This is a genomic window from Siminovitchia terrae, from assembly GCF_003605405.2.
GTDB lineage: Bacteria > Bacillota > Bacilli > Bacillales > Bacillaceae_C > Siminovitchia > Siminovitchia terrae.
Genome location: NZ_QYTW02000005.1, coordinates 18,905 through 36,380, shown reverse-complemented (window position 1 = coordinate 36,380; position 17,476 = coordinate 18,905). Strand labels below are relative to the sequence as shown.

Genomic DNA, 17,476 nt, shown 5'->3' with positions numbered 1-17,476 from the left:
AGTTAAATGCATAAGAAAAAAAAGAATATCATTCCGCTGATAGTAGCTTCGTTAATAATTTCTCAAACTTATTTGAACTCATCATTTCGTGTGTAATGAATTTTCCATTATAGAACATGCCAAAAGTTGTCCATATCGTCGGTGCGTTTTGTGCTTCTTCTTTAGTTGTTATTCTATAAGTATGGAAGGGGGCATTTTTGCTTTCTGCCACTTTTCTTAGGTCTTCCAATATGCCAACAGCAAACGGACATTGAGCTGTGTAATAAATGGAAATACCTTCATTCCTGCAAGAAGCCTCTACATTTTTTTTAAAGGACGGGTCAACAGCCTGTTTATTCCACTTCAATGCCATCAATTGAAAATATGGTTCTGCTTGGTCGATTAACTCAAACCCCATATGTTCAAAGAAACGTTTATCACTTAAATACGGGTATTTTTTCTTTCCTACTATATGGACAATCCCGTCCATACCACGATTGATTGCATCTCCTTTACAATAATCCAACAGCTGCTTTGCATGCCCGTTATTTTTATATCTCCCAGAAACCCATAAACAATTGATATACATATAATTGGGTGCTTGAATAGGAACCCACGCCATTTGGGCAGGTAAGTATTCTATAAATACTTTTGCACGTTCATCTAAACGATAGAATACTAAGCCTTCATCCATTCGTTCTGCCAACCATCTCTTCTTTTCACTTACTGCATCCTCATATTGTTTTGCTCCCAAAGCACAGCAGATGTGTTCAGTTTCAATTGTACTTTTTGTCATTTGAGTAAATCCCACTTTCCCACCTCCACCATCATTAAGATAAAGACCTACGTGGGCCTATTAAAGGAATTACAATCCAAGTGTAGAAGTATTATTTAACATCTATAAAATTTTGTAGAAGGAGGTATTTACATTACCGATAAATCCCCCTGGAATTTAAGTACAAAAGAAGTGCTAAAATTGGCAGGACTTACACTATTATTTTATACGTTATTCCATGTGGTTTTCCTTTTTCTCAAAGATATATGGAGTATTATAACAAATTAAATAAAGCTCGGTCATGCCGAGCCTAGCTTATATCAAAAATGACAACTAAGTTAAACAGGTGAATTAAAAATGACAAGTCAAAAAGAAATTAAACATATAGAAATATCAGGGGAAAGCATCAATGTTTATAAAAAAGAAATACAGAGCTTAACAAGCAAATTTGATTTAAACCTCAAACAATTATCCAAGTTATTGAACATGCCTTTGACAAAAATAAACAATATCATCCATCAAGAGAAAATAGATTTAACCGATCATGAAAAAGAAAATATCCAGCATAAATCAGCCATGTTACATTACGGACTCTCAGGAATTGAAGCAAAAGAAAGAGCTCAAATCATACTAGACACTTTAGCACAAGAATTTGATTTATCTTTAATGAATATTTCCAAATTATTGGATGTAAGCGAAAAAGAATTATTAAATTTCAAAGAAAATATACCAATCGAAAGAAACTTAGAATTGAATATATGTGTTAATATCATCATGCTTAATTTTACATTGCATCAAAATTTTCTATAATAAAAAACCAAGGCCGATCAAGTGAGCGGCCTTTTCTTGTTTAAAGTTATCTTATTTTTAATAGTTCATCTAGGACGTAAGAACTTCCTGGCAGCATTAGTATGAGTGAAATAAAAATGAACAGAATTCCAAACACAAAAAGTAATATGACGATTTTAACTGAACGAGATACCCCTTTTGTCGTTGCCCCCACTATTAAAAGAACGATGCCGATAAGTAGTAATAATAAATACCAAAACCCCATTGCTCCACCTCATTTTAAGTTTAGGTTGTACATTTATTAAAGGCATACAATCCCTATCTTAATCTTCCACATTTATATTTTTAGTTAAAAAATATAAAAACAATACCAACAAAAATAAACCTAAACTAATAGAAGCTACTAAAACCTATACCTGAAAACAAATTAAACAAAGATACTATACCTAAAAACGAAGTCCCCATTAATGGGAAACGCTCCTTTATCTTTACCAACACTATTCTTCCACGCTCCCTCTAGAAATAAATATGAAAGTTACCATACATAATTAATAATATTTAATTACATGTTTAGTATTTACTTTATTTTGGTTCAATAGGGGCAGTGTTTTAACTGTAACAGCAGCGACACACGCTAACTAAAAACTCACTCGATGCTGAAGTCGATGATGTTGAACTAATGGAATTTTTTACATAAGTTGCGTAACAAATTCGAAAAGATAGCCAACAAACATTACAAAAATGTTATGGTGTTCCCTATAATCAATATTTTTGATTTAATCATTGTTAACAAAATAATACCAATTCCAGAAAAAACAAACGTATAGAGCCATAAAGATGATGCTTCCTGAAACACAATATTAGGTAGCCAAAGTAGCAAAGAAATAACTATGGTAACAGTAGCCAATATCTTAATAATGTTATTCATTTGCACCTCTTATTTATTTTAATGGGTTACACCTATTTTTTAAAAAAATATAGACTTCTATGGTTGCAGCCCTTTCTTTCGTTTCATTCTACATAATTTGAACGTATATATCCAACTAGAGTTCTGTCACAAGAACATTTTTTCACGAAACATTAATCGTATTCTTTACAATACGCCTAAACAAACTAAGAAGTAAAGAAGGTGGCTTACAATGAGCAATGATGAAAATGCTTCACCAGAAAACAAAATGGATTATAGCAGGTTAATATATTACTTAAAACAAGGAAGAGAAATTGAATTTTTTTATGATGAGAAAGAATATTTTATTCCTAACTATGAAGAAGGAAGAGTTATATTAAATGAAGAAGGTGAAAATTTGAACCATTATATTGAAGATCCTGAAGAATTTGCAGAAAAAGCAAAGATAAACGGATTAACACTAAAGGACATTTTCCAAAACCAAAGTGACAAACTTGAAATTGGAACCATTTTTTAAACACTAATGCTCCTCTAGTAAAAACCAATCAGCGCTGGCTTTTTTCGCTTCGCAGGAAATGTTCGTCAATTAAAGAGGAAATTGGTCATCATTTGTAGAAATAGATGATTTAGGTTTAGATTGGGAGGACAAATTAGTGGAGAGCTCACTTAGGAAAAGTGCGATTTATGGTTTTTTTATCGGAATAGGGGCAGCGATTTTATTTGTAAAATATGCAGAAGTAGAGGATATCGGAGATGGGGCCACCCTAACTAATTATTTACCGATGGGTGAATATATAATAACTGTCCTTAGATTCGGTATTGTGGCATCTATTTTGGGATTAGTATGCGGACTCATTCTGCTAAATAAGAAAAAATAGTATAAGCCACATTAATCAAATGCGCCTTGGTGTATTTGCGCCCAGATTTTATCGAGCTCCGCTCGATAAATTTCCTCTAAAAATCTGTGGCATCCGCCTAAGGCTTTGACTTTATTCAGCCGGGGTTTGAACCCCCACTGAATACAGTAGACATTCATCTCACCACTTACAGAAGTGGGAGACTTCTGCTGAATGAAGTTAAACAAGCAGTTGAAAGGTATAGGTTTGGAATAAAATTTAATCAAATTAATGTTAATAACATTGTTAAATGAACAAAAGGAAAGAGCGTGTTCTGAAAAAAGATTGATCAAAACATGCTCTTATTTATTGTAACAGGTTAACTTCTTTATAAAAAATTTGATTACATTTGCGGAGCTTCCAAGCCAAATTTTGCCCATTCCTCTTTTGCTGGACCATAAATACCTGGCACTGTTAATCCTGCTTGTCTCATAAGAACAGTCATTTGTCCTCGATGGTGGTTTTGATGTTGAATCAAAAATAGCAAAAGTGAACCATTGGGCATTTGTTGACCAATAAAGTTGATGCGTTCTTGAAGGGTATGGTCAGTCCATTGGGCTTTTAATGCCTGTACAAATGCATTACTGGCTTGATAATAGCTATCTGCTATAAACTGAGCCGAAGTAGGAACAGGATAATCTTCAACTGGGGCATGAAACGTTAAGTCTGTGTTTGAGGTAATTATGCGAATGGCGGCAACAGTATGCCATGCAATACGACCTAAAGTCCAATTTTCAGAGGTTATTTCTTGTTCAAGTGATTCATCAGTTAGACTATTTAGCAGTTTCTGTGTAGCATTGGCTTCGAACTCCCAAGAATTAAAAAAATGATCTAAGGTTTGAAACATAAAAATCCTCCTTATAATATTTTTGTTTTCTTTCTAATGTATCTTAGTTCAATTATACTCCCCGTTTAGTTACACATAAAGATGTCTATTTATATTCTCTTTTATCTAAATGTAAACCTCTCTCTACTGATAAAAAAAGCCCCCTCTTGCGAGAGGAGCAAATGTGGAAGTATTTACTGTTAGTCTTATTTAATCACCGCATCAGTCTCTGACCCAACATAAATAACTTTTCTGCTACTTCAACATCTAGCTTTTTGAAGCATTACCTCATTTAGAACCAGGCCCTAAAAGAGAAATCCCTCCGACTATCACCTCGAGGGATTTCTCATAAGTCCTACCAATCAAACTCTTCATGCCTACGTCTGCGCTTTCTACATTTACACTCAAACTCACGCTCACGTTCTCTTTCGCGCTCACGTCTTTCTTCTCGGCATTCACAAATGAATCGTCTTCTCCGTCTTTCTCTTTCTCCACCGACAAAATCATCTTCAAAAATGAACATTCTACTAGCACCTCCTTTACCTCTATTAAAGCCGGCTTCGATATTAATATATTGAAAAATGTCGAATTTGATTGGACATACAGTCTGATAGAAATGAGGATTTTTATTGAGAAAAAAGAGGTTATTTACCTATTGCATATCTCTGTTATCACAGTAAACTCTAATTAAGCTCACTAATGAATTAAGGAAAAACAATTTAATGCAGATGGTGAAATTTTTATAGAAATTAAACATTCGTTTATCAAAAAACTTGCGAAGAAATAAAGTGCACGCTTTGTCGATTGATTTCATACTGCCCTTTGTAAGCTTTTCTTATCAAATGCGCCTTGGCGTATTTGCGCCCAGATTTTATCGAGCTTTGCTCGATAAATTTCCTCTGAAAATCTGTGGCATCCGCCGGAGGCTTTAACTTTATTCAGCCGGGGTTTAAACCCCCACTAAATGGAATACCAATAGGCATTCATCTCACCTCTTACAGAAGTGAGACTTCTGCTGAATGAAGTTAAACATTCCCCTCCTTTTTCAAAGGAGGAATGAGAAGTTTTTTAAGTTTTAAAGAAGCTAAAAGAGAGATAGTCAATTGATTGATAAGATGGAGGTTGATTCAAAATGGAGCTGTTTGGCGAGCATGTGTTGCTACAAAGTGCATCAATTGATGATTTAGATTTTATTTGCCGGATAGAGACTGATAAAAACTTATGGTACTTTGAAGAATATGTTGAATCGGACAAAACTATAGTGTATGAAGAATATATACAAAAAATTAAAAACGAAGAGGATCCAAAAAGTTACGATTTTATTGTGAGTGCATTTGCAGCTAAAAGTAAAACCCCGGTTGGTTTAGCTCAAATATGGAACGATAGTGAATTTAGAAAGAGCTGGGAAATTGGTTTTGTAATACTCCCTGAGTTTCGAGGAAAAGGTTATGGAAGGGAAGCAGCTAAACTTCTATTGCAACTTGCTTTTGAAAACTTAGGGGCACATAAAGTATTTGGAATGTGTAATTCAAATAATATACGTTCAGCAGTTTTGATGGAGAGCATTGGGATGGAAAGAGAAGCCATTTTCAAAGAAGAACTATTTTGGCACAATAAATGGGTCGACCAATACTACTTCGCTATCTTGGAAAGAGATTATTTTTGTAGGAACTAAATCCTTACGAAATAAATACTGACTAATATGAGTCCTTCTGCACTTCTTTTAAACCAAATAAGAACTTGAATTCCCTTTAAGAAAGTGAACTCAATGAAGAAAAAAGATAACTATCCAACAAATATATATCAGAAAGACTTAGACATGCGGAAATCAGAATAACAATGGATACATACGGTCATGCTTTACAAGTAGCTGATGAAGCCGCAGCCGGAAAAATCAAATGCGCCTTGGCGTATTTGCGCCCAGATTTTATCGAGCTCCGCTCGATAAATTTCCTCTAAAAATCTGTGGCATCTGCCAAGGCTTTGACTTTATTCAGCCGGGGTTTGAACTCCCGCTGAATGGAATACCAATAGGCATTCATCTCACCACTTACAGAAGTGAGGGACTTCTGCTGAATGAAGTTAAATAACCTTTTTACATTAAGAAAAACCCAAGAAAATTAAATTCGTCAACAAGCAGGGGTTCTGCTATTTTTGTACTGAACCCCAAAAGTTAGACTTAAATATTAAGCAGCTAGTTGGCTGGTATGAAGACGGTATTCAACCGGGCTCATGCCAGTCAACTTTGCTTTTATCCGTTCGTTGTTATAGTAAAAAATATAATTAGTTACTGCTTGCTTCAACTCTTTAAATGAGTGATAAACTTTCCCATAATACATTTCCTGCTTCATTATGCCAAAGAAATTTTCCATGGGCGAATTATCCAGGCAATTCCCTTTTCGGGACATACTTTGGAATATGTCATGATCTTTTAGTTTCTTTACGTATGCATTCATTTGATAACCCCACCCCTGGTCAGAGTGTATGGTCGTTCGATAGGGGCAATCTTTTGCTATTTCAATTGCTTCTCCCAAAGCATCCAAGATCGCTTTTGCGTTCGGACGTTCCGAAAGCCTATAGGATAAAATTTCTCCGTTAAACATATCCAAAAACGGATCTAAATAAGCCTTCTTGATGATTAACTTTCCATTCGTACCGGTTGTGCAATATTTGAATTCGGATGTATCCGTCGTTAATTTTTGGTATGGGATGTTTGTATAGAATCTACGGTTGACAAGGTTCTTCGAAATTTTACCGACGGTTCCTTTGTACGTACTATATTTACGGGACTTACGTGTGTATGATGTACAAATAATGCCAAGTTTGTTGGTAATCCGCAGGATTTTTTTGTGATTTACGCAATAGCCCCTCTTGCGTAATTCCATATCAATTCGACGATAGCCATAATTTCCATTATGCTTGTCTACGATTTCCTTGATAATCTTCTCAATCTTTTCATCTGGATTGGGATCATCAAATCGTTTTTGCCAATACATATAGGTTGCCTTTGGGAAGCCTGTTGCCTCAAGGATAACAGCTAATTTAAATTCTTTCCTGAGTTCGTGGATGACTCTGAATTCTGTTTTAGCAGTCGGCTCGGAATATTTATCCCTGAAGCTCGGAGCTTTTTTAAATAGGCATTCTCTGCACGAAGTAATTCTATTTCTTTTAATAGCTGTTGTTCTTTCGTCAACTTTTTCTCATTCTTTTTCTTCTTTGGCTTGTTGGACATGGATGGACGCCCCTTTGTTTTAGAGAGTCCTTCAACGCCTTGATTTTGCCATTTCTTCAACCAATTAAGAATCATAGGCGGTTCAGTAATGCCAAATTTCCTGGCCACTTCTTCAAAGGAATCTCCTGTTCTTAATTTATAGTCTATGACATCTAATTTAAATTGAACAGGATAAGTCGCGCTCGCCTTTTTGGTAACCAAGCCCTGTTTCCCAAACTGTTGGAACGCACTGACCCATTTTCTTATATTCGTTTTACTTTGAATTCCAAATCTATTAGCCAATGAACAATATCCACCTTCACCAGCTAAATAGCGTCAACCACTTTTTGTTTGAATCCTTCATCATATTTAACCACAAAAACACCCCAAAAGTTAGAATTGATTAGTCTAACTTTTGGGGTGCACATCACAACGCCGGGCTTGTTTTAATAAACTGTTTATTGACAATGAAGATGTCTAATGGGTACATTTAAGTTAAATTAAATCATTTTTAAAAACAGTAAGGTCTAACCATAGATTAGCTTTTCTTTCTTTTATCGTACAAATCCATTAAGAGCATAAATACTATAACTAAAACTGAAATTTGAATAGACTTAACAAACGTCAAACCTATAAGAAAGTGGGTAATCGCTGTGAACACAATAAACATAAGTATATATCTTAACATTTAATCATCTCTTTTTTTAGGATACCAATTTTTAAAAAAACGGTTCAATTATTGTCGATTTCTTGGTTCTTTCAGTAATCTGTCCACCAGTACCATTTGCATTTTTAGTAGTTCTTTCTGTTTTTTTAATCTGATAATTCCCCATATAACTACCTGTAGGACCAACCTTACCAGGACCTAATTCTCTATAATAGTATTTTGAAAAATAATAAACATTTTGCACATTACTATTTATAAAATAATAAGAACCAAACGCTGCAGCAGCTACTTTTGCAACACTAGCCGGCGTTGCAGTTTTTCCAGTTAACCAACTTGTCATACCTGCAGAAAAAGCAACCTTTGTAGCCATAGTGAATTTTTTAGAGAAAACTCTATCATAAGTCTTCATATATTGGTAAGGTGTTGGATACTTCTTAGCAGCAAAAAGCGCTACACTTCCTTGTTCCTCAAAGTCTTCTTCAAGTTTATTATTTACATCAGCTATAAGCTCAGGTGTAACATTATCAAGTTGAATTAAATACCCGTCTTCAATATGGAAATCAATATTATTCTCTTTTAAAAGATTAACAACCCTCTCATCAACCATTGGTGTTAAATTTTCAAATTCTGCATCATCACTTGGAAGTGCATCAACTTGTCCTGTACTAGCAAAGGTGGAAGAAATACTAAACATAAAGAACGTGCAAAAAACGAGTAAAAATATAAACATTTTCTTCATAATTTAAACCCCTCCTTATTTTAAAAAAGAATACCACATTTTAACGGAATTGTAAATTATTTCAGAAAAATAAAACAGTTAAACTTGGGCAAATGAAAAAATTCATTCTAAAAATATTGTTCAAAATCATCCACTGCTAATATCACATTAAGTAACATGCATATTTCTATGTATTACCCTTCAAAAGCTGCAACAACATCTATCGCTAAGTCCAGAGTACATCTTGGTTAATCTGAAAGGTGTAGAAAAAATATAAGAGAAAGCCCGGTCAGCGCCGGGCCTTCTTCAGTGCAAGTTCATGGGGCGTTTGTGTTACATTTGAATAAAATATCTGGTTATCGGGGTGTTCTTATTTATGAAGATAATTTGCCAAAAGTGTAATGTAGAAATCTCTAAACAAGTTACGGAATTGGATGATTTATCATTAATTAACGAAAATGATGGTAAAGCCTACATTCCTGAAGGTTTTTTTATAGTTGCTGAAGGTGAAGAGGATATTGGAACAAAAAACAAAATTATTATAAATTTGAAGGGTTTAATTAATTCCAACTATCACCCAGATGAAAGCAGACTAAATGGTTGTTGTGGCTATGACGGCTTAGATGGTTTAAACAGGGTTTGTGTAAATAACCACGAAATCGGAACCGAAAATTCAGACTGTTGGATGCCACATTTTATAGCATTAGAACCGCATTTAGTTAAATTGGTTAATAATTAAAGAAATTTCTTGTTGTGCTAACGGGAGCTTTAGTAAAAAAAACTGGGTGTATGCCATGAAAAGCTAAGCCCGGTGTTGACCGGGCCTGTTTTATTTAACCACGCAACTTCTTCAGCAACTGCGTGTTTTGGGTTTCGGTACCAGTATAGTTTTTAATGCCGTGTTTGGATGCCAACTTCTTCCGATTGGTGAAAGAAGAATCTTGGCCAATTGATTTGAGATAATCGACGATGGATCCGGTCTTCTGATCACCTTTCGGTTTTGAAGCAGATCCGGGCAGCCTTATTTTTTGGCCAACTTTGATGAGGTTTGGATTTTTAATTCCATTGATCTTGACCAACTCATTGACAGTCGTTTTGTCTTTTTTAGCGATAGCGGAAAGCGTGTCCCCTTTTTTGACGGTGTGAGCACCAGTTGTAGACGCAGGCTTATTATTAGCTGCAGGTTTTGATACCGCTGGCTTATCAGCAGGCTTTGCCACCCCAATACCGTTCTCCACATCCCTTTTGAATTGTGCTGCTGTAACCCCAAATTGAGCCAAATATCCGAATGGGTCTGTATGAGTCGTGCCGCCAAGATTGCGTCTGATCCAATCATGAGACTTGATTCCCTTTGTTGCAGAAGTCCCCTCGTCCAATTTTTTCGGGATGCCCGCCTGATCTGCAAGATGGCGCAAGAGCCAAATATAAGCCGCATAATCTTTTTTGAATGTTTCTGGATCCCTTGTCCGAGCCAGTTCCACATGAGCATAGCTGTATGGGTTAGCCTTCGGTCCTGCACCATATTGCATTCTGCCTACGGGAGCCAGCTGCACGATGCGTCCTCCGCCACCTACCCAATGGAAAGTAAAGGCGTTGCGAAAGTTCCTTGTCATAAAGTTGATTTCAGCTTCAAGCGAATTAGGCCCTGTGTTGTTTGGGTTACCCGATTCATGGCCCACAACAAAACGGATTGCTGTCAATGGAATATTCGGTAAACCTGGAATGATACGTTTTTCAATTTTGTAAGTCATTGTTTATCCTCTCCTTTTAGAAATAAAAAAGAGCAACGCTTATGCGTCACTCTTATCGTTTAATTTTTCAACTGCCTTTTTAAGCACATCCGGTACTGGCAAGTTCGTTTTGCCCACCGTCTCCAAAATACTCAACAACTCATTGGCCAAATAAAAGAAGATGACAGCGTCTCTTATAAACGTGCCATCTCCCATGATCGTATCAATTGCGTAAGCTACTGCTACCAATGACAGGATGATTACCTTTTTGGCAATCCCTTTGAATCCGATTGAACTGTTTAATTCTCCATGCGTTGCTGCAACCAAAAATCCCAATACGTAATCCATGACAATGAAAATAACTAGCACCTGTAACAAAGGCGACCAACCTCCCAATAAAAATGTAATGATCGCCCCGATGACAGCGACAACTGATTTAAATATAGTTTCCATATAGTTTCTCCTTTTTTTAAAAATAAAAATAAGCCGTCGAATGGTTATCAACGGCTTATCAAGCGCCCGAATGTTTTTTGTGCTGTAAGTGCCTTTATTGATGTCACTTTTATACAGAGGGTATACACCAGATTAATTGAATATAAATGTATAAGTGACCTCAACCATTTCAAGACACTAGGCGCATGAAAAACATATCTGGTATGCGGTAACCCCCTGGAGTGATGATAAAACTCACACAATCACCCCGCTTTTATATTAGCAGTTTGGTAAACTGCTATATTATCTATATTACCCACTTCGCCATGATTTAAACATAAAGCCCCACTTATTCAGTAGGACTCTCACCGTTCATAATCCGATTAATCAATTCCTGCTTGACTGTCGTTTCAAGTACGCCGAAGTCGATTGAATTTGTAAATTCAGCAACTGGAATATTTCCACTCAAGTTAATGTTTCCATCTGGTGTACGTGCTGTGAAATGAACCTGGACACTTGTGATTCCATTGTTTTCTCGGCGTGGCGTTATTTGGTTAATTGTGATTTGCATTATTGATCCTCTCCCTCTTCATCTACTTTGAATTGATCACATAGATAATCATAAATTTCGCTGTCTTGGCCTTCGTACTCTTCATCTTCTAACTTTTCCAGCACAACTTTGATGGTCCGAATCATTTCACGGTTATCACCGCCCTCAATCACGAGTTTTTCTTTATTTAACTCTTTCACATCATTAGAAAAAGCGACCATGTCTTTGACGTCATATTGCCCGTCTTTCACGATCGCTTTGCCTTCACCATCTTTATGAGAATGTTCTTCCAGGAGAGCTTTCCTGTCTTCCTCAACCTGTTTCAGTCTATCGCTCATTTGCTGAATGAAATGACGGCGGAATCTTGATTGTTTCCTTGCCAGTTTCACCCCATACATAAAATTAATGGCCGCAGCCAGTTTGCCGTTTTCGATTTCTACTTTCATGCAATCTTATCCTCCAATTGTTTAATTTTTTGTTTAAGATACTGGTTTTCGAGTTTGAGCCAATTCATTTCATCTTTGACGTGTTCAATCTCTCCATCCATACCCTTCACATCTAGGCTGGCTGGTTCGGAATCATTTTCATCCCAACTTTCTCGATGCAGTTGACAAGGAACGCTGTTATAAGCCTTTTTGAACTCATTTATCTTTCTATCAATGTAATCGACCTTCTCGTCAATGTAATCAGTCTTTTCATCGATGTATGCTGTTCTCATGTCCAATTCCTTTGTAGCTTTAGTGAGTAGCGTTGTCACTTCCGATAAACTGATAAACTCGTTGTCAGATGACGCAATAACCGAACTTGCCTCGGCAATAAAGCCGATACGTTTAGAATCGTCATGTTTATAGTTAAACTCAACAACTTCCAATCCGCTTATAGCATCTAAAGCATTTTCTTTAAAAGGTGTTATATTTTCTTTAGATTTTCGGCTCGATCGAACTTTAAAATCCGCTGCTGAGATTGGACGATAACTATCGTCTTGACGGTGTTTGATCCTGACTTCTGCATCGCTACCAACAACAAATAAATTAAGGTGTTGGGCATTTCCTAAAGCATTTAAAGTAATACTGCTGGCATATACGTCCGAAGCCCGCAATCTTCCAAGTCCATTATCATTAACTGATGACGATATCCTAACTTCATCGGGAGCATAGATATACAAATGCTTACTGCTCGTGTCAAATTCATTCAACATTATTCGATGCGCCAAAACGTTCTGCGCCCGTAAAGGTAAATAATCATTCGTTGTTTCGTTACGCGTAACTCTTACTTCTCCGTTGGATAGCGGTCTTAAATAGACGTTTACGGCGTCACCATACGGGTTCACGTTGAGAAAATTACCGTAGTAACCTTGCGCTCGATGTGGGACATACACGTAGTCATCCACGTAGCCCGATCCGGTTAGCGCTGTATCGTATGTGACCGATCGAGTCTCCTTGAATGATGCAAGATAAACGTTATGTTCGGACGTGCCAAAAATGTCGGAGGTAGTGAGTTTACGGCTCGACTGGAACAAAACGTCTCCGTTGGCGCCTTTGTAATATATCCCGCTATTGTCAATTGTCATTTTCCTGCCGTCATTAACAGTCATGAGCACGTTGCCGCCCTCTACATAAAAAGATGTATAGCCATCACTAGATCGAAATTTTGAGCCATACACATCAATCCCTCGAATGGCGCCAGCATTTAGTTTATCAGCGCTCAAAGTCGCTACTTTGGCATCGGTAATAGCCGCGTCCTCGATCTGCGCAGTACCAATAACAGCTTTTCCAAATTTTGCTCTTGTGATAGATGCATCGGCTATTGCAGCAGTACCGATTACAGCGTCATCAATCTCTGTTTGGGCTGTGATGTGGAGTTTGGTACCAGAAATGAGTATGCCCTCTTTAGAAAAATTAATAGCCTGTACGATACCGTCATTATCGACTTTTGCCTCCAATTGCCCAGGGATTAAGTTTAGGGTTGTTTCGGCGTTGGACATGCGACCAGTGAGGCTATCCACGCTTGTCGATACGGCAGACAATGCTAATTTATCAGCCTTTTGATCGATAAGAGTTTCGGCTGATTTAATACGGGCGTCTGTATCTTCGGGAGCTGGCGTCCAATCGGTTGCTTTGTTTCCTTTTTCTAATTGCAAGTCCCAAACTTCGGCAACATATTCATAAGCATATGACGGCGACACTCTGTTAGGCTGGATATAAATCCTGTCATTAGTAGTTCCTATTTCTGTTTTTGTTTTAAAGTAAATTGTATATGAATAAACTTTATTATCATCTGGGAAATTAGCGTCTCCCGCTGACCATGAAGATGAACTTAGTTTTACACCATCTCTATAAACTGCCTGAATATTTGAAAGCGCAGCATGGCCGGCAACACTTTTTATTGTCCCTGATATTTTTTTAAATTTAAAAGAAAATACATAGCCTGTATCAGGCTCATAAGTATTCTCATGAATGGAAAGCCCTGCTTTTAAACCAGTTAGACGAAAGGTGTTATCTGTTCTAACAAAACCATTCTCCCACGCCAATATTTTATTTCGTGATGCCAGGTTACGTCCACCAATCTCCAACCCATCTAAATCAGCCCGAACCTCACTCACACTCTGCGTTATCTGATTAGCTTTTATGTCAAGGCTGGCTACCTGAGCATTAACATTGTTTACCTGCCCAGTGAGACTGTCCACATTACCAGATATGTTTGTCACACTTGCATTAATTGTGTTGAGTTGAGTATCAACATCAAACATGGCGTTTTGAAAGTCGATATTATCCACTTTCGAAATCAACTGACCATTGACATAATCTAGGCCAGCTTTATTAGCTAAGTCTTCAAGCAGTCTGTTCTCAGTTGCTTGTATCTCAGCTTGCTTGTATTGGATTTCCTGCATTGGACCTTCGTTTATACGATCAATAGTGTTTTGAGCCAGCTTGTCGGCAATATCCAGATTGTTTGTTAAATGATCGGCTATAATTGAGCCAAAGAGAATATCATCAGTAATAATCCGCACAGTTGCTGCAGATACTTGCGGGCTGAAATCACCGGGTGTACCTCTTGTGTTGACCGCCCGTACACGGTAGTACCAAACCTCGTCAGTGCTGACTTCGTGGTTAAATGCAGACGTTCTACCACGCCATAGCATGTGTTGACTGTCTGGGATAAAGTCTTTTACCTGGGACCCATAGACTTCGTAATGGCTGATATAAACCTTGCTGTCGTAATCCCAAAACAAATGGATCGTTTGGAAGGCTCCGTTTGCTTCGACATTGACTGGTGTACCAGGCTTAATGTCCGGGAAGCTATTACCATCAATAGGTTTTGTCGGTCTTGGCTTGTTAAGAGATTCTTTTATATCATTGATTTCCCGATATAGATCATCGTCATGGGCAGATAAAAACTGGCCCATCTCAACAACGGTTGTGCCTTCGATGTCCAGCAGATCATATTCAATTGCAATGACCCTTGTTTGGATTTCAATCGGACGTGTAAATTGACGGTCAAACGCTCGAGCTGTATCACCCAAGCTAACAGGTTTGTCAAATAAATGGACAGCCAAACGATAATTAACTTCTGCCTTCTTCTCTTCCTGCAGCTGCTGCCAAGTGGCCCATAGCAATTCTGCTGGGTCTTCATAATCGCCATTCTCAAAAATGCCGTACCGGTGTAGCAGCTGACCATTATGCTTACGGCCATATTTTAAAAGAGCATCCGGATCCCCGACCCACTTTTGGCCTTTTGGCTTATCGACAGGATCACCTTTCGATTTCTTCCACTCAACATCTGCAAAGTCAATAAGACGTGTATATCCACCAGTATGCTCGCCTGTTTCTTCATCTTCGATTTCCAAAGATGCACCACGGCCATAAAGCGCTGTGACAGGATAAGACAAAACAGTACGTTCAATTTCTTCGATGTTATGGTCGATTTCAAACCATGCGCCCCTGTCAGCTCCAAGACGCTGTTTGATTCGGATTTCACGTTTCGTAATCTTATTACCGTCAAATGTAACAACGTCTTTAAATTCGCCGCCCCATACTTCTAGGATATTCCAGATGGCATCCACAGAAGAGATATAGTAAAAGTTTGTGGTAGCTTTGCCAAGCGAGACTTCAACCGTTCCTGTCCAGCGTGTGCCTTGTAAGGCGGCTGTTAAAGCTTCCTGTGCTTCTTTGTCCACGAAGCGCCTGTCCTCTATGACATGCTCATTAAGCTCCATAAATGCTGGCTCACATGTAGCCGTGGTTTGTGGGCCATCGTTATTGTCGACGTCATCCAATTCTTTTATGACGTACAGCCGCAGATCGCCTTCCTTGTCGCGAAAGACAACTTGATTTTCCTCTTTGACATGTTGCGCCTGCTTAACATCTGCATAGACGGTGAAAATAAATGGCTCGTCTGGTACGTTGTTTAATTGGTCCTTAAACATTGTACTGACAAGCCCAGTGGATTCAGATAAAGTTGTTAAAAGTTTGTCGTCCTGGCTAAGTATATAAATCTCTGATGAATGTTTTTTCCATTCATCAGTGTTTATGTTACTGTTATCCACCCATGTTCCACCAATCAACGTCGCGTTATTGTTATTCGATGTTTGATCTAACACTGTTCCTGTCCTAAAGTCCCACTCTCCTACAAGAGTATTGACATCGTTGTATACTTTTAAATAGAACAGGTCACCTTTAAACATACCCCACCACGTATCTTCTGACTTACCTATCCTAATAGGTGTAGACGCAGAGTCGAATGTTTCGTTAAAATGAATTGTTCCATCTAATGTTCCGTCAATGTACACTTTTATTGTTTGTTGGTCGAAAAACTCAATTTTGACAACATGTTGCAGTCCATCAGTAATTTGCATGCTTGATCTATGATAGTTAGATCCATCAGTTTGAACACTTTTTACTTGAACGAGTAAGAACCCTCCATTATCTACATACATACCAATGCCGTTTGTACTAAAGTATTCTCCGTTATATTTGCCGAATATCAGATTGCCCTCTTTTTCCCTTGATGGTGTACTTGTTCGAAAGGATATTTCATAAGCTCCTGTATTTGTGTACAACGGATTGCTGGGTATTTCTAAATAGTCATTAACTCCATCCAGTTGCAGATAAGAAGTCATTTGCATGATTCACCTCCCTCGATTATCAGTGTTACTTTATAGATGTAAAGCACAGGTTTCCTCCTTTCTTGCAGGATAACACCTCTTTTTGTCGAAATAGGACTAAAGGGCGGTCAAGAAATAGAAAAGAGAGAAAGTGATTAAAATTAATTTAACATTTGAAATCCACTGTAATTGTGGAGGTACACTAAGATTTAACGTCGTCTCCGTAAGCCATAATAAACAATATGTTTGCCCTAATTGTTCTGCTAATTTAGGCTCAGAAGTGTTGCATGTTCTAGAACCATTTAAGCACTTCGTTGAAAATCTACGTAAAGAATGTACTCAGCTAAACAATGTTAATGCTGTCTATTTGAATGGTCCTTTGATTTAAATTCAACTGACCGCCCTTCTAAATGTCCAGCCCTAGAAATTAATAAATTAATATCAGTTTGTAATACGCTTATATAGCCTTCCAAAACAGCAACTTTATTTTCTAACCTCTTAATTCTTTCTTCACTCATCCTTACCGCCTCCTAATAATATCTTTCCTTTATTTTTAAAAAAAGAATGCCCTGGTGGACGCCCTCACTTTGGAAACTCAATTACTTTTTCTCTTTCTACTACAATAAAACACTCAACTGTATCGATTTCATATTCATAAATTTTCCATTTACCTGGGTCTTGCTGAAAATTAACATAGTTCAAATTCCACTTTTCCTCTAAACCGAACCCAATAAATGTTATTAACTCTTCAATCTGTGCTCTACTGGGTTCGTTTTTTGAAATAATGATATCAAACCCGTCAGGTATTTTTTTCGAATTTAACGAAATAACAAATACTGTTTTCAATTCCCTCCACCTTTCTGCTAACAATTGCTTTCGACAAAAAGCGAGG

The 17,476-nt window shown here is 37.4% G+C and carries 19 protein-coding genes and 1 pseudogene; 5 read left to right on the top strand and 15 right to left on the bottom strand.

The window, feature by feature from the left end; translation table 11 throughout:
• Positions 1–28: 28 nt before the first annotated feature.
• Positions 29–775 carry a GNAT family N-acetyltransferase gene (locus tag D5F11_RS07295; protein ID WP_425470762.1) on the bottom strand — a complete coding sequence of 249 codons (747 nt, stop codon included), beginning with the start codon at positions 773–775 and terminating at the stop codon, positions 29–31.
• A 336-nt stretch (positions 776–1,111) separates the two neighbouring features.
• On the opposite strand from D5F11_RS07295, the gene D5F11_RS07290 reads away from it, so the two are divergent.
• The gene (locus D5F11_RS07290) at positions 1,112–1,564 is read left to right on the top strand and encodes an HTH domain-containing protein (RefSeq protein WP_120117568.1); all 453 of its coding nucleotides are present in this window, start codon (positions 1,112–1,114) and stop codon (positions 1,562–1,564) included.
• A 46-nt stretch (positions 1,565–1,610) separates the two neighbouring features.
• Here D5F11_RS07290 and D5F11_RS07285 read toward each other — a convergent pair whose 3' ends face one another.
• The gene (locus D5F11_RS07285) at positions 1,611–1,808 is read right to left on the bottom strand and encodes a hypothetical protein (protein ID WP_120117567.1); all 198 of its coding nucleotides are present in this window, start codon (positions 1,806–1,808) and stop codon (positions 1,611–1,613) included.
• A gap of 874 nt (positions 1,809–2,682) precedes the next feature.
• Between D5F11_RS07285 and D5F11_RS07280 the strand changes: the two genes are divergently transcribed.
• Together D5F11_RS07280 and D5F11_RS07275 are read left to right on the top strand one after the other, a co-directional pair.
• Positions 2,683–2,967: a hypothetical protein gene (locus D5F11_RS07280; protein ID WP_120117565.1), complete on the top strand. Its 285-nt coding sequence runs from the start codon at positions 2,683–2,685 to the stop codon at positions 2,965–2,967.
• A 136-nt stretch (positions 2,968–3,103) separates the two neighbouring features.
• Complete coding sequence (locus tag D5F11_RS07275) at positions 3,104–3,328, top strand: hypothetical protein (RefSeq protein WP_120117564.1); 225 nt, start codon at positions 3,104–3,106, stop codon at positions 3,326–3,328.
• Positions 3,329–3,339: 11 nt separating this feature from the next.
• On the opposite strand, the gene D5F11_RS26120 is transcribed toward D5F11_RS07275, so the two are convergent.
• The 3 genes from D5F11_RS26120 to D5F11_RS07265 form a co-directional block, all read right to left on the bottom strand.
• Positions 3,340–3,486: a hypothetical protein gene (locus tag D5F11_RS26120; protein ID WP_185830556.1), complete on the bottom strand. Its 147-nt coding sequence runs from the start codon at positions 3,484–3,486 to the stop codon at positions 3,340–3,342.
• A gap of 203 nt (positions 3,487–3,689) precedes the next feature.
• Positions 3,690–4,193: a DinB family protein gene (locus D5F11_RS07270; protein WP_120117562.1), complete on the bottom strand. Its 504-nt coding sequence runs from the start codon at positions 4,191–4,193 to the stop codon at positions 3,690–3,692.
• A 267-nt stretch (positions 4,194–4,460) separates the two neighbouring features.
• Complete coding sequence (locus tag D5F11_RS07265; RefSeq protein WP_126646518.1) at positions 4,461–4,685, bottom strand: hypothetical protein; 225 nt, start codon at positions 4,683–4,685, stop codon at positions 4,461–4,463.
• A 619-nt stretch (positions 4,686–5,304) separates the two neighbouring features.
• On the opposite strand from D5F11_RS07265, the gene D5F11_RS07260 reads away from it, so the two are divergent.
• Positions 5,305–5,847, top strand: a complete 543-nt coding sequence (locus D5F11_RS07260) for a GNAT family N-acetyltransferase (RefSeq protein WP_120117560.1) — start codon at positions 5,305–5,307, stop codon at positions 5,845–5,847.
• Positions 5,848–6,358: 511 nt separating this feature from the next.
• Here the strand turns inward: D5F11_RS07260 and D5F11_RS07250 are convergent.
• The 3 genes and pseudogenes from D5F11_RS07250 to D5F11_RS07245 form a co-directional block, all read right to left on the bottom strand.
• On the bottom strand, positions 6,359–7,330 hold the full coding sequence (locus D5F11_RS07250) for an IS3 family transposase (protein WP_245998140.1): 972 nt from the start codon (positions 7,328–7,330) through the stop codon (positions 6,359–6,361).
• A 137-nt stretch (positions 7,331–7,467) separates the two neighbouring features.
• Positions 7,468–7,512: pseudogene (locus D5F11_RS27315) on the bottom strand (hypothetical protein); the annotation flags it as partial.
• A 590-nt stretch (positions 7,513–8,102) separates the two neighbouring features.
• Positions 8,103–8,789: a hypothetical protein gene (locus D5F11_RS07245; protein WP_120117559.1), complete on the bottom strand. Its 687-nt coding sequence runs from the start codon at positions 8,787–8,789 to the stop codon at positions 8,103–8,105.
• A gap of 355 nt (positions 8,790–9,144) precedes the next feature.
• Between D5F11_RS07245 and D5F11_RS07240 the strand changes: the two genes are divergently transcribed.
• Positions 9,145–9,507: a hypothetical protein gene (locus D5F11_RS07240; RefSeq protein WP_120117558.1), complete on the top strand. Its 363-nt coding sequence runs from the start codon at positions 9,145–9,147 to the stop codon at positions 9,505–9,507.
• Positions 9,508–9,601: 94 nt separating this feature from the next.
• Here D5F11_RS07240 and D5F11_RS26115 read toward each other — a convergent pair whose 3' ends face one another.
• The 7 genes from D5F11_RS26115 to D5F11_RS07210 all read right to left on the bottom strand — a co-directional run bounded on the left by D5F11_RS26115 (position 9,602) and on the right by D5F11_RS07210 (position 17,430).
• Positions 9,602–10,519: a LysM peptidoglycan-binding domain-containing protein gene (locus D5F11_RS26115; RefSeq protein WP_185830555.1), complete on the bottom strand. Its 918-nt coding sequence runs from the start codon at positions 10,517–10,519 to the stop codon at positions 9,602–9,604.
• Between the two features lie 39 nt (positions 10,520–10,558).
• The gene (locus D5F11_RS07230) at positions 10,559–10,951 is read right to left on the bottom strand and encodes a phage holin family protein (protein WP_120117557.1); all 393 of its coding nucleotides are present in this window, start codon (positions 10,949–10,951) and stop codon (positions 10,559–10,561) included.
• 328 nt (positions 10,952–11,279) lie between these two features.
• On the bottom strand, positions 11,280–11,501 hold the full coding sequence (locus D5F11_RS07225) for a hypothetical protein (protein WP_120117556.1): 222 nt from the start codon (positions 11,499–11,501) through the stop codon (positions 11,280–11,282).
• Positions 11,501–11,926 carry a hypothetical protein gene (locus D5F11_RS07220; protein WP_245998115.1) on the bottom strand — a complete coding sequence of 142 codons (426 nt, stop codon included), beginning with the start codon at positions 11,924–11,926 and terminating at the stop codon, positions 11,501–11,503. Before D5F11_RS07220 ends, D5F11_RS07225 begins: the two co-directional genes overlap by 1 nt.
• On the bottom strand, positions 11,923–16,605 hold the full coding sequence (locus D5F11_RS07215) for a phage tail spike protein (protein ID WP_120117555.1): 4,683 nt from the start codon (positions 16,603–16,605) through the stop codon (positions 11,923–11,925). The genes D5F11_RS07220 and D5F11_RS07215 overlap by 4 nt, the downstream gene beginning before the upstream one ends.
• A 332-nt stretch (positions 16,606–16,937) precedes the next feature.
• Positions 16,938–17,102 carry a hypothetical protein gene (locus D5F11_RS26110; RefSeq protein WP_185830554.1) on the bottom strand — a complete coding sequence of 55 codons (165 nt, stop codon included), beginning with the start codon at positions 17,100–17,102 and terminating at the stop codon, positions 16,938–16,940.
• A 64-nt stretch (positions 17,103–17,166) separates the two neighbouring features.
• The gene (locus D5F11_RS07210; protein ID WP_120117554.1) at positions 17,167–17,430 is read right to left on the bottom strand and encodes a hypothetical protein; all 264 of its coding nucleotides are present in this window, start codon (positions 17,428–17,430) and stop codon (positions 17,167–17,169) included.
• Positions 17,431–17,476: the final 46 nt, after the last annotated feature.

Bases quoted from the DNA above. Each gene is read 5' to 3' on its own strand.
- D5F11_RS07295 (WP_425470762.1), bottom strand. From the start codon at position 775: ATGACAAAAAGTACAATTGAAACTGAACACATCTGCTGTGCTTTGGGA.
- D5F11_RS07260 (WP_120117560.1), top strand. From the start codon at position 5,305: ATGGAGCTGTTTGGCGAGCATGTGTTGCTACAAAGTGCATCAATTGAT.
- D5F11_RS07245 (WP_120117559.1), bottom strand. From the start codon at position 8,789: ATGAAGAAAATGTTTATATTTTTACTCGTTTTTTGCACGTTCTTTATG.
- D5F11_RS07270 (WP_120117562.1), bottom strand. From the start codon at position 4,193: ATGTTTCAAACCTTAGATCATTTTTTTAATTCTTGGGAGTTCGAAGCC.
- D5F11_RS07240 (WP_120117558.1), top strand. From the start codon at position 9,145: ATGAAGATAATTTGCCAAAAGTGTAATGTAGAAATCTCTAAACAAGTT.
- D5F11_RS07220 (WP_245998115.1), bottom strand. From the start codon at position 11,926: ATGAAAGTAGAAATCGAAAACGGCAAACTGGCTGCGGCCATTAATTTT.
- D5F11_RS07225 (WP_120117556.1), bottom strand. From the start codon at position 11,501: ATGCAAATCACAATTAACCAAATAACGCCACGCCGAGAAAACAATGGA.
- D5F11_RS07290 (WP_120117568.1), top strand. From the start codon at position 1,112: ATGACAAGTCAAAAAGAAATTAAACATATAGAAATATCAGGGGAAAGC.
- D5F11_RS26115 (WP_185830555.1), bottom strand. From the start codon at position 10,519: ATGACTTACAAAATTGAAAAACGTATCATTCCAGGTTTACCGAATATT.
- D5F11_RS26110 (WP_185830554.1), bottom strand. From the start codon at position 17,102: ATGAGTGAAGAAAGAATTAAGAGGTTAGAAAATAAAGTTGCTGTTTTG.
- D5F11_RS26120 (WP_185830556.1), bottom strand. From the start codon at position 3,486: ATGAATGTCTACTGTATTCAGTGGGGGTTCAAACCCCGGCTGAATAAA.
- D5F11_RS07280 (WP_120117565.1), top strand. From the start codon at position 2,683: ATGAGCAATGATGAAAATGCTTCACCAGAAAACAAAATGGATTATAGC.
- D5F11_RS07285 (WP_120117567.1), bottom strand. From the start codon at position 1,808: ATGGGGTTTTGGTATTTATTATTACTACTTATCGGCATCGTTCTTTTA.
- D5F11_RS07215 (WP_120117555.1), bottom strand. From the start codon at position 16,605: ATGCAAATGACTTCTTATCTGCAACTGGATGGAGTTAATGACTATTTA.
- D5F11_RS07230 (WP_120117557.1), bottom strand. From the start codon at position 10,951: ATGGAAACTATATTTAAATCAGTTGTCGCTGTCATCGGGGCGATCATT.